Origin of the sequence: Xenorhabdus szentirmaii DSM 16338, assembly GCF_002632585.1 — a bacterium.
Classification (GTDB): domain Bacteria; phylum Pseudomonadota; class Gammaproteobacteria; order Enterobacterales; family Enterobacteriaceae; genus Xenorhabdus; species Xenorhabdus szentirmaii.
Genome location: NZ_NIBV01000002.1, coordinates 396729 through 407874 on the forward strand (window position 1 = coordinate 396729; position 11146 = coordinate 407874).

Here is an 11146-nt window from a genome sequence, read left to right on the forward strand (position 1 = left end):
TGTAAATACCATTATCTGAACTTCTGACATCATGCAATCCGTATCCTTTTTCACTGACACCTAAAACATGTTCGTGATAATCATTTTATATTATAGCTGAATGATTATTCTGTATTGGGCTAGAATCTTCATTCAATTTATCTTGATGCATGTTTTTCATTTCTTTTATTACCTCTGCCCTTAAATCAGGGTCTTGAATAAAATCATTCAGTAAATATAAAGCAACTTCTTTGTTTTTTTCCAGATCGACAGCTCCCGATGTATCGGAACATAGATAGAAGTGATCGGGTATATTCAGTTGATCACCCAAGTATTTTTCTTCGCTACTGAGTTGGACTCCAAGACCGGAAAAACCAAGCTTACCGTAAGGGGATTTATGACTTAAACCAGCAGAACATGTCCGAAATAGTTTTAACATATTACTTATCCTGAAATATTCGTGTGGGTAACTCCATTCATAATTAGGCATCCCTGAAAAGCAGAGTAATGTTACTTTTATCATAATAACCTCGTGGGTATTTTTATTCTTAGGAATGTTAATGAGATCATTAAAATAATGGGTGGAGGAAGTAAATGTAATTGATTTCTATATGTAATTAACTAGCGGTGTTGATGTGAGTTATGCAACGAGAAATTGTCTAACTATTTAAGGCAAAAATGGCTAAAAGAAGACATAAAGGAGTTGAGGTAATTTTAATTTTAAGTTGGCATAACCAGAGTGTGTTAATTTTTATTTGTTTGTTTATAATTGTATTTTTGTTCTTTTGGATAATAACATTTTTATTTTTGAGTGTGTGCCGATACATAGAAGAACACTTCTGATTGGATTTTTTTTGTGTACCCGTCTAGATATTCTATATGAAAGGAACGTAATCAAATGTTGGAAATAGCCCTTGAAGCGGTAAATAGCATCAGAAAAAAAACGCAGGATGCTTTTCATGAAGCGGAGAAATTTGATTATAAACCTGACCGCTCCATTATCACTCAGACTGATCTCATGCTGGAAACCGAAATTCGCAATATATTTGAAAAACGCAGTCCGGGAGTCCCCATTTGGGGAGAAGAATACGGGTTAAATGGCGCAGAAAAATTTGAATCGGGCTGGGTTATTGACCCTATTGATGGGACCAGAGCGTTTCTATATGGCATTCCCTTGTTCAGTACTTTGATTGCTTTTGTTGATCAGGGAGAGCCTGTTGTTGGGGTTATGAGTTTTCCTGCCATTTCAACGACTTTTTATGCGGCGAAAGGTAAAGGGTGTTGGAAGAGTATGGAAGGCAAGCCACTGAAACAGCTGAAAATGGCAAAGAACTCACCGGAAAAGGTGGAGCAGGCCGTGATCACCGCCTCAGGAATACACAGTACAACGTATCACCTTGCTGATGGTGCGATCGCTTATGACATGGATTCATTGGTGAAAACGGCGCGGGATCTTATGTTTGTCAATGATGCTTATCAGCACGCGATGGTGGCTGCGGGTCGTTTGCATTGTGCTATCGATACCATCATGAAACCGTGGGATAGTGTTGCAATTTTACCTTGTATCAGAGAAGCGGGGGAGATTTCTGTTCGTTGGATGGTTGCAGGGAAAAAGTCATGTTTGGCGGCAGCTTGTTATCAGCATGTACACCAAAATTGCTTGATAGTGTGGTGGAACTCATGAAGCCATCTCCGTCAGATGAAGCGTTTTCAATTTAATCAAATAAACAAAATATCCTGAATTCAATAGATCCCTGTATAGGTTATCTCCGGCACTGTTCGTTTTGTGTAAGCGCCCTATTTTGAGTAATCACTTCATATTGTAGAAAAATTGTGTAGCAGATCACGCTGCACAACAGATTATCCAACAGTTCTTTGATAGCTTCTGAATTTTACACTGATTTTTAGTGCGAATAATCATCATTATTTCTTGATATTACCAATTAATTATAAATTTTTAGAATATTATATCGTTAACAAAATATATACATTTATCTTGTTGATTGTAATTGGTTATTGCTTTCTTGAATTATTCTTTTAGTAAAGGATATGATGTACCCACTTTGAGGTATTGGTGTGGTTTAAAAGTAATCATATCTGGTACATACAAGTTGCAGTCAGTGATGCTGCAAACTTGGGCGATACAGGGTATCAATGAAGATAGGAGAGTGATATGACAGTATCATCAGAAGAAAATTGCAAACTAAGTAGCACGGAAACTGAAGTATTGAGAATATGCCAGGAAGTACTGCGAGTAGAATCTATGAACATCTCAGATGATTTCTTCAGTCTTGGTGCAGATTCCATCTCCTTAGTTGAAATACAAATTTTCATAGAGCAAGATTTAGGCAAGAAAATTGACTGGAGTGATGTCCTCAGGTTTCGGAGTGTAGAATCTCTTGCTGCTTTTATTGATTCAACGCATCGGCTTCCCCCACAGGACAAAAGAGATATCGAATGGCGTGGCGTTAAATATGCATTTCGTGTAATTGGTGATATCAATGCTTCAACAGCAGTGCCGAAGTTGATCATTGCGGGTGGTTTTCAGGATATGTACTCCTTGCCACATCTTGAATATCTTCTCAAAGATGATGCCCCGCTGATTATGGTTGATCTGCCGGGGACAGGGGCTTCGGATGATGTTCCCCAAAATGAGAGCTTCGGGTTTCTTGCTGAGTGTGTCCTGCATATTTTAGATGTTCTTTCTTTGCAGAAGATAAATCTCATTGGTATTTCTTACGGTGGTTCTACTGCGCTGGAATTTTCCTATCGTTGGCCTGAAAGAATTAATAAATCAGTATTAATTGGTGCAGCGTTGACTCAGCCACTTCATATTCAAGAGCGTTTCGATGAGGCATTCAAGTTACTTCATGAAGAAAAATATGAAGAATCCATCGAACAAATAATTTCTTGTATTCTCTGCCTTGAACCGGGTGTGGATATATTGGGAAGAGATACAACATATAAACTGCTGAAAACGACATTGCAGGAAACAATTCGTCATTTGGGGGATAGGCATGAGGGGCTTCAAAGACGCCTTCTGACCCAAAAGAAATACGAGAAATTTGAAAATTTCAACAAGCCCATTTTATTTGTCACAGGTGAACATGACATCATTACCCCGCCTGAAAATGTTAAATATTGCGCTGCCATTTTCTCAGGCTCTATTTTTACAACTATCAAGAAATCAGATCATCTCGTGATGGTAGAACGCCCAGATGTTTTGGCCGATCTGCTTATTCGTTTTTTCAATGATAAAGATTTTTCGAATACAAATTATTTGAATACGATAGAAACGATGAATTAATAGTTTGTCTTAAAAAAATTAAGATTCAAACTCGGCAGTATAACATACTGATCGGGCACACCCCCTTTTTGCCAATTTCTGTGTGATTGGCTGTGTTTATATATTCCAGCCACAGAGTGATTCAGCTTTGTGGCTGGGGTTTTGAATTAGACTAATAAGTGTAATTTCTGAGAAAAAGAGTCCAGTGACTGGTTTAAGATAAGAATTAACCGGAGTCAAAAATAAAAATGATCTACTGGGTAACTTCAATACATCATGTTAGTAACAAATAAAAATAATTAACTCCATTCACCCCTGCCTGTACCACCACCTATTACAAGGGAAAGGCTTGCACCTTGGAACTGTCCGAGCCAAGAACCATCGTCATTGTAAAAATACATTCCTAAGTAACTCATATTTCCAACAAACCAAAAAGATCGAGTATCAGAAACAAGTTTATCTAAATTGTCTGTAAAGACAAGGCCAGCTGAACTACCAAAACCGGGAGTAGAAAGTCCCGTTGTAGACCCTTCAAAATGCACAGGATAACCTGTAAGGCCGACTTTAAAGAACTGGTGAATAATTGTACTCTCTATAGTTGCTAGAGCAGTGTAATTTTGGGTTTCCAAAGAAGTGACTTTTTTTACTGTTTTATCGATAAGTTCAGGCGGCCATTTATTGGCTATGTTTTTTTTAAAGTCTTCAAGTATTTTTAGATTTATTTTTTCATCTTTACACATTGTATCACCTATATATTGCATGGAATTAAGATAATATTCTCAAATGAGAATAATACTATTAAATTTTATTAGTGTTGTTTTTTATAATAAAAATTGATGGAGAATTAACCCATCAAAATGAAATATATTTTATTAAAATTAACAAGCCCACTTGATAAAAAGAAATTTAAATAAGTTACAATAAAAGTATGGTCAATTATATATAATGTACTAAATATCACTTTATTATATGGACGTTATTTTAATGCGTAATTGATTATAAATAGCATTAAGTTGATTGAATTTAAAAAATAATTCCTTGGGGCTGCCCTGAATAACCTCTATATCTGTCTTCTTTAAAGTTGCAGCGCTGTTGACTACGTTCACTTGCTTTGATCACAAGGCCATCTCCGTTATCAGGGTGCTGTTTCCTTATCGTCGCGCTGCATCCCGAAATCCAATGGTTATACAGGAATATATTAAAGCTCATTTTTATTTGAAATGTGTCGACTGATGGTTAATTTTTGCATTCATGACTTCGATGCAACCCGGAATTTCTTGATATCACGGCAAGGGGGGGCACCGAAAAGGCGGCTATATTCACGGTTAAATTGTGAAATACTTTCATAACCAACCTGAAATGCCGTGGTTGACATATTATTGTTTTGTGTCAGCAATATGCGCCTTGCTTCATGTAAACGCAACCACTTCTGGTACTGTAGCGGGCTCATTGAAGTGACCGCTTTAAAATGGTGGTGAAAAGAAGAAAGGCTCATTTTGGCGATTTCAGCCAATTGCTCAATTTTAACTGATTCGGAAAAATGTTCTTTCAGCCAATTAATTGTGCGGTTGATTTGGTGCCCCGGGCTTTCTTGGGAAGCCATATGTTGCAAATGAGCACCTGATTCACTGGTCAGTAAACGATAAATTATCTCCTTGTGAATCAAAGGGGAGAGGACAGGAATATCTTCAGGCGTATCCAACAAATCCAGCAAACGATTAAAGCAATCCAGGAGTGGGGCTGTTGTTGGCGTTAAAGCCAGTGCACATTTATCCGGTGCATGAGACTTTATCATCACCTTATCTTCCACAATTAAGTTTGATGCTTCCTGAATATTGAGTTGTAGCATCAGAGCAAAAAATGGCATGTCCTTGGATGCGGTAGAGACTTGGGTAATGGTGGGAATATTGGTCGAGGTTACTAAAATTTGCCGGGGATCACAGTAGTAAGAACGATCACCGATTGTGACTCGTTTTGCTCCTTGAAGGATCACCATCATACTCGGCTCATATAACCAACTTATCGGCTCAGTCGGTTGTTCCAGGTGACAGAGCGTTAATTGTGGAATGGCTGTTTTTACGGAATGAGTATCCGGGGAGGCTAATTTAGCGATTTTACCTGCCAATTTCTGAAGCTGAATTTCAATTTCTATTGCATCGGATGATGAATGCAATGTATTCATTTTTAACTCCTTTATTATTTTATTTTTTAGACAGAATACCGTTGGAAGGAAAAAATGAATATCGCAAATTGTGGCAAATTGGAGGATTAGGCAATAATTGCGGAGGATATATACCCAATGGATTTCAAGTTGCTTCGTGGCGGCAAGAGAGTGACGAATTCGTCGGGAACGAATTTGAACAGCCAAAGGTCGAGAGGCAGGAGCCTCTCATCATCCCCCATAAATAATGGGGGATATTAACCAGCATCTTAAAATTGGCAGACGAGGGCGGTATCAAAACAGTTTTGTTGAAAGTTGTCCCAATAGCCCGGAGGCTGACTGACAATATCACTTTCCAGCAACATGGGTTTATGCCATTCAAAATGTTTTAATCCTGCCTTATTGATGGCATCCTCATACTGTTCACGGCTCCAGAGATATGCTGTGAAAGGGCTGCGGGGAGTTGTCATAAATTCTGCTTTCAAAAGGGTGGTATCTTCCGCCGGCTCTTCGCTGAGTATTTTGATGGAATAATTCATGTAATTCCCGTTTTCCAATCGGAAATCGGGTTCACAGGTATAAGCGACGAGCTTACCGGAAGGTTTGAGGTGGTCGGCAATGACACGGAACATGGTTTGAAGATCTTCAAGGGATTCTGCATGGCAGAATAACCAAGCGGCGACGATGAGATCAAATTTACCCAATTGCTCCATTTTACAGACATCGCTGATATGGAATTCAATGCCATCGTTATATTGCCGTGATTTATCTCTGGCAATTTCGATCATTTTATCGGATATATCGACACCAATAACTTTTGATGCCCCCAGTTCTTTAAATTTACGACTAAACAGACCATATCCGCACGCTAAATCTAACACTGATTTTCCTTGCACATCTCCGGCCAGATTGAGCATAGTGCGAATTTCTACATCAATATGCGGGGTTGAATCTGAAAAACTTTCGTAAAGATGTGCAATAGGATTATATAAAATATTATCTTTCATTACTTTGCATCCTTAATTAAAGTTAAAATTTTGATGGAATATATGATTTAATGTTGACGTGATTTTTGTTTATATATTAATGGATTGAAAATAGGGCAGGTATAATTATTTTTATCTTGGTTCTACTTTTTACATCCCACATTTTTTACAACCCACATTGCGTGGGTTGATATATCTATTCTTCAGTTCCTAAAAAGCGATGAATGGCTCTGAGTACCGCTTCAGGTTTTTCTGCATGAACCCAATGCCCACAACCCGCGACAACCCATGCAGTTGCTTTCGGAAATTGGTTGATAATATCTTCCCGATATTCTTCAGTCACGTAATCAGAATTCCCGCCCCGAATAAACAAAGCCGGTTTGTGCCATGCAGGAATAGTTTCCCAACCAATAATTTTTTCATATTCTTTTTGCAAAATGGATAAGTTGAATTTCCATTCTCCCTGGCGGAAAGATTTCAGCAAGAACTGAATCACGCCTTCTTCTTGAATATCCTGACGCATAATTTCTGTTGCGATTTGACGGGTTGTCGCACTGGCTGCCGTCACTTTGTTCAGTGCTGCAAAAATGCTGTCATGGCGGCGAACAGGATAAGCGACGGGGGCCATATCAATGACCACAATTTTTTCAATGCGCTCGGGTGCAATGGCGGTCATGGTCATGGCAATTTTTCCGCCCATGGAATGCCCGATGATCGTTGCTTCTGGCACATTGAGCTCGTCAAGGAGAGCCAAAACATCCTGTGCCATATTGCGATAACCCATGTCATCAACATGCGGTGAAATACCATGATTACGGACATCGATTTGAAGTACCGGATAGTGCTGCTGTAAATCGCGCCCCAATATTCCGAGATTGTTTAAATCCCCGAAAAGCCCATGAATCAAAACAATGGGGGTGGGTGATTGCGGATTTTCCGGTGTGTGAAAATGATAATTTAATTGACTATTTGACTTCATGGTTTGCCTGAGTTTAATGCTATTTATGCAATGTTTAATATTGGGATGCTTAATATCATGATACGCAGACAGTGACAAACCCAATGGGGTGAAATAACTGTAACTGATTGATTTATTTTAAAGGAAAAGTTGCTTCTTTAAAAATTGCTAATTTTGGAAAGAGTCACTTTAAGTTATTGAAAGTTTAATTGTTTTGTTTTTTTGTATTATATCTTATAATCCCAACATAATTTTTCATTAAGAACAGTACTGGATAGAAATGAAAACGATAGAAGTTGATGAAGACCTTTACCGCTTTATTGCAAGCCAAACCCTGCATATCGGTGAAAGTGCATCTGATATTTTACGGCGCATACTGAAATTGGACGCCGGGCAGCCAGTACAAATTACACCGCCTGCCAACGATCCTGCACCTGCTGTCAAAACTCCCGTATCCCGTTCCCGCGACACTGTCCGCATTGTCCGTGAGCTGCTGCTTTCCGATGAGTATGCAGAAAAGAAAAAATCTGTTGAACGCTTTATGCTGATTCTGTCTACGCTGTATAGCCTGAACAGTGAGAGTTTTTCCAAAACGACAGAAGCTATGCACGGACGTACCCGCACCTATTTTGCGGGTGATGAGCACACTCTGTTGGCCAGTGGTAAACAAACCAAGCCACGCCATATTCCGGGAACCCCTTTTTGGGTGATTACCAATACCAATACTGATCGCAAACGCAGTATGATCGAACATATCATGCAGGATATGAAGTTTCCGGCGAATTTAATTGAAAAAGTGTGTGGCACTATTTAATTTCTTAGTTTCAATGAGTTAATTTGGTGGTTAACGCTGAACCGGATTAACCTATTTATACTGCATTGGCGGGTAAGCCAGTGCAGTCTCTCAGGAGAAATCAAGTGGCAATTCATCCAAGAGCGGGACAGCTTGCCCAGCAGCATGATTTGATTAATGTTGCTCAGCTCACATCACAGTATTACACCTTACAACCACATCCTGAAAATCCGGCACACAAGGTTAAGTTTGGTACTTCTGGCCATCGTGGTAGTTCCGGACGCAACAGTTTTAACGAAGCGCATATCCTGGCCATTTCTCAGGCAATAGTGAACGTTCGCTCTCAGCAGGGGATCACCGGGCCATGCTATGTGGGTAAAGACACCCATGCACTTTCAGAAGCGGCCTTTATTTCCGTGTTGGAAGTTTTGACGGAGAACGGTATAGATGTGATTGTGCAGGAAAATAACGGTTTTACGCCAACACCTGCCATCTCTCATGCCATTTTGTGTTACAACCGTCAGGGGAAAAATCTGGCTGATGGTATTGTCATTACGCCATCCCACAACCCTCCGGAAGATGGGGGAATTAAATATAATCCTCCCAATGGCGGGCCTGCGGATACGGATCTGACTGCCATTATTGAGCAGTGTGCCAATGAATTACTGGCAAATTCTCTTAATGGAATTAAACGGCTGCCATATGAACAAGCACTGAAAAGTGAATACCTGCATCAACGGGATTTGGTTGATGCTTATGTCACTGCTCTGGGTGAAGTTGTGGATATGGCCGCTATCCAGAATGCAGGGCTGAAAATTGGCATTGATCCGTTGGGAGGCTCAGGTATTGCTTATTGGCAGCGGATTGGTGAGTATTACAACCTCGATCTGACATTGGTTAATGATAAAGTTGATCAGACATTCCGCTTCATGACTTTGGATCATGACGGTATTATCCGCATGGATTGCTCATCCCGCTGGGCAATGGCGGGTTTGCTGGAATTGCGTGAGAAATTTGATTTGGCCTTTGCCAATGACCCTGATTACGATCGCCACGGGATTATTACGCCTGCTGGTTTAATGAACCCGAATCATTATCTGGCGACTGCTGTGGACTATCTCTTCCGCCACCGCCCTCAATGGCCTGACAATGTTGCTGTTGGCAAGACATTGGTTTCCAGTGCCATGATCGACCGTGTTGTTGCTGACTTAGGGCGTGAATTAGTGGAAGTGCCTGTGGGTTTCAAATGGTTTGTTGATGGGCTGTATAAAGGCGAACTGGGCTTTGGCGGGGAAGAGAGCGCTGGCGCGTCCTTTTTGCGTTTTGATGGTACTCCATGGTCAACGGATAAAGACGGCATTATTCTTTGCCTGTTGGCGGCTGAAATGACCGCAATCACGGGAGAAAATCCACAGCAGCGCTATGACACGCTGGCCTCTCGGTTTGGCACGCCAAGTTACAGCCGTATTCAGGCTCCGGCGACTCATCAGCAAAAGGCATTGCTGTCCAAACTGTCACCCGAAATGGTTAAGGCTGAAATGTTGGCAGGAGATCCCATTACTGCCCGTTTGACGACGGCATCTGGTAACGGTGCTTCCATTGGTGGTTTGAAGGTGATGAGTGATAACGGTTGGTTTGCTGCTCGTCCATCCGGTACAGAAGAAGCCTACAAAATCTATTGCGAAAGTTTTCTTGGTGCTGAACATCGTGAAAGAATTGAGCAAGAGGCTCAGGAAATCGTTAATCAAGTGTTTGCTGCGGGTTAATTGATGTTTGAATCTGCCAAGCCGCAGTAATTGCAGCGGCCTGGCAGATGTGTCATAGGCATTCTTAGCTGCTGCTTGCTGCTAAAGAAAAACTGCTAAATCTCATTTCAAAATAAATCAAGATTGATTTGTGAACCTCAACATTGAAGAAATAATCCAACCCCACCCCTGCTTTATGAGTTGAATATAAAGAAGTATAGATATCATTGCCAGTATCTAGTTTTATATACAATTTTTTCATATGATTAAAATCATGAATATTATCTGAAAGATAGAAATCAAACTTTATTATTTCATTTGGCAATAGTGAATCATCCAGTAGGGTGGCTTCTTGTGTGTCTTTTATATTGACATATATTCTATAGTCTGTTTTATTTTTTACATATCGGTATACCTTAGGCATATTAATTTCCTTTTTCCTGATGTATCAATTGCGGAAATAAAATATTTCAGCCCTCTTTATCAACTGAAACTAACAAAATTCCATAACTGAAAACATCAAAATATATTTCAAATTCGTGAGAAGAATAGAAAATTTCTTCTAAATAAGAAAGAGAGGATGTTGAAGTGAATGTTTGGTCAATGAGATATTTATCAATGCTCATAAATATATTGCAATATTCGAGATGATATTCATTCCTTTGAGTCTCAAACAGAACAGATGATTGAGGATAAATATCTTTTTTATAAGTTTCAGTATGGTTTTTTTCTTTTAGAGTGACGGTTATTTTTATATTGCTGGTATTAGTAAATTTTATAGTTCTCATCATAACCTCTAACAATTTATTTATTGTTTTCATTTAAAGTATAGTTCTTTTGTTTTTAATTAGCGGTTTTATTTTGTTTGTTGATGATTGGTTTAATTAATAAGGTCGTTGTTGTTTTTTTAATTTATTAAAATTTTTTAGTTTAATTTTTTTTATGAAATCGAGGTGGGTTTTTATGATGAATGTCTCAATATTAGCTCCTCCATTATTCTACTCCCTGTATTTTTTCATAAAGGAGGATGCTGTTTTCTGAATTACTGCTTTAATTACACTGTTTTTTTATTGTGGATGGCTATCTTTCTATGCTCGATGGGTTTCGGATTGCGATCAATACAGGAATAACTTGAAAGACTCAAAAACATTAGAAAGGATGGTATATGAACCCCAACTTCTGGAGAAAAGTTTACCTTACTTTATCAAGCGGCATATTTATTCTATTACTCACAAATG

At 39.2% G+C, this 11146-nt stretch carries 11 protein-coding genes; 4 read left to right on the forward strand and 7 right to left on the reverse strand.

Annotation, left to right across the window (positions count from 1 at the left end; all coding sequences use genetic code 11):
* Window positions 1-85 precede the first annotated feature (85 nt).
* Window positions 86-418, reverse strand: coding sequence for a hypothetical protein (locus Xsze_RS11600; protein WP_038237406.1), 333 nt, complete (start codon window positions 416-418; stop codon window positions 86-88).
* 459 nt (window positions 419-877) lie between these two features.
* Here Xsze_RS11600 and Xsze_RS11605 point away from each other — a divergent pair, with 459 nt between their 5' ends.
* The gene (locus Xsze_RS11605) at window positions 878-1663 is read left to right on the forward strand and encodes an inositol monophosphatase family protein (RefSeq protein WP_244431783.1); all 786 of its coding nucleotides are present in this window, start codon (window positions 878-880) and stop codon (window positions 1661-1663) included.
* 489 nt (window positions 1664-2152) lie between these two features.
* Window positions 2153-3286 (forward strand): alpha/beta fold hydrolase, encoded by a 1134-nt coding sequence (locus tag Xsze_RS11610; protein ID WP_038237404.1) that lies wholly within the window; start codon window positions 2153-2155, stop codon window positions 3284-3286.
* Between the two features lie 278 nt (window positions 3287-3564).
* Here the strand turns inward: Xsze_RS11610 and Xsze_RS11615 are convergent, their stop codons facing one another.
* The 4 genes from Xsze_RS11615 to ybfF form a co-directional block, all read right to left on the reverse strand.
* Entirely contained in the window at window positions 3565-4005 is a 441-nt protein-coding gene (locus tag Xsze_RS11615; RefSeq protein ID WP_038237399.1) for a VapA/VapB family virulence-associated protein, read from the reverse strand.
* A gap of 509 nt (window positions 4006-4514) precedes the next feature.
* Complete coding sequence (locus tag Xsze_RS11620; RefSeq protein WP_038237397.1) at window positions 4515-5447, reverse strand: AraC family transcriptional regulator; 933 nt, start codon at window positions 5445-5447, stop codon at window positions 4515-4517.
* A gap of 248 nt (window positions 5448-5695) precedes the next feature.
* Window positions 5696-6433, reverse strand: a complete 738-nt coding sequence (locus Xsze_RS11630) for a class I SAM-dependent DNA methyltransferase (RefSeq protein WP_038237392.1) — start codon at window positions 6431-6433, stop codon at window positions 5696-5698.
* 175 nt (window positions 6434-6608) lie between these two features.
* Window positions 6609-7391, reverse strand: coding sequence for an esterase (ybfF, locus tag Xsze_RS11635; RefSeq protein WP_038237390.1), 783 nt, complete (start codon window positions 7389-7391; stop codon window positions 6609-6611).
* 259 nt (window positions 7392-7650) lie between these two features.
* Between ybfF and seqA the strand changes: the two genes are divergently transcribed.
* A complete protein-coding gene (gene seqA, locus Xsze_RS11640; protein WP_038237387.1) occupies window positions 7651-8184 on the forward strand; it encodes a replication initiation negative regulator SeqA in 534 nt (177 codons plus the stop codon).
* Between the two features lie 104 nt (window positions 8185-8288).
* Complete coding sequence (pgm, locus tag Xsze_RS11645; RefSeq protein WP_038237385.1) at window positions 8289-9929, forward strand: phosphoglucomutase (alpha-D-glucose-1,6-bisphosphate-dependent); 1641 nt, start codon at window positions 8289-8291, stop codon at window positions 9927-9929.
* A 64-nt stretch (window positions 9930-9993) separates the two neighbouring features.
* Here pgm and Xsze_RS11650 read toward each other — a convergent pair whose 3' ends face one another.
* Window positions 9994-10332 (reverse strand): hypothetical protein, encoded by a 339-nt coding sequence (locus Xsze_RS11650; protein ID WP_038237383.1) that lies wholly within the window; start codon window positions 10330-10332, stop codon window positions 9994-9996.
* Window positions 10333-10378: 46 nt separating this feature from the next.
* A complete protein-coding gene (locus tag Xsze_RS11655) occupies window positions 10379-10729 on the reverse strand; it encodes a hypothetical protein (protein WP_038237381.1) in 351 nt (116 codons plus the stop codon).
* Window positions 10730-11146 lie beyond the last annotated feature (417 nt).

Coding starts and splice junctions, on each gene's coding strand:
- Xsze_RS11600 (WP_038237406.1), bottom strand. CDS start 418: ATGTTAAAACTATTTCGGACATGTTCTGCTGGTTTAAGTCATAAATCC.
- Xsze_RS11620 (WP_038237397.1), bottom strand. CDS start 5,447: ATGAATACATTGCATTCATCATCCGATGCAATAGAAATTGAAATTCAG.
- Xsze_RS11650 (WP_038237383.1), bottom strand. CDS start 10,332: ATGCCTAAGGTATACCGATATGTAAAAAATAAAACAGACTATAGAATA.
- seqA (WP_038237387.1), top strand. CDS start 7,651: ATGAAAACGATAGAAGTTGATGAAGACCTTTACCGCTTTATTGCAAGC.
- Xsze_RS11605 (WP_244431783.1), top strand. CDS start 878: ATGTTGGAAATAGCCCTTGAAGCGGTAAATAGCATCAGAAAAAAAACG.
- ybfF (WP_038237390.1), bottom strand. CDS start 7,391: ATGAAGTCAAATAGTCAATTAAATTATCATTTTCACACACCGGAAAAT.
- Xsze_RS11630 (WP_038237392.1), bottom strand. CDS start 6,433: ATGAAAGATAATATTTTATATAATCCTATTGCACATCTTTACGAAAGT.
- Xsze_RS11615 (WP_038237399.1), bottom strand. CDS start 4,005: ATGTGTAAAGATGAAAAAATAAATCTAAAAATACTTGAAGACTTTAAA.
- Xsze_RS11655 (WP_038237381.1), bottom strand. CDS start 10,729: ATGAAAACAATAAATAAATTGTTAGAGGTTATGATGAGAACTATAAAA.
- Xsze_RS11610 (WP_038237404.1), top strand. CDS start 2,153: ATGACAGTATCATCAGAAGAAAATTGCAAACTAAGTAGCACGGAAACT.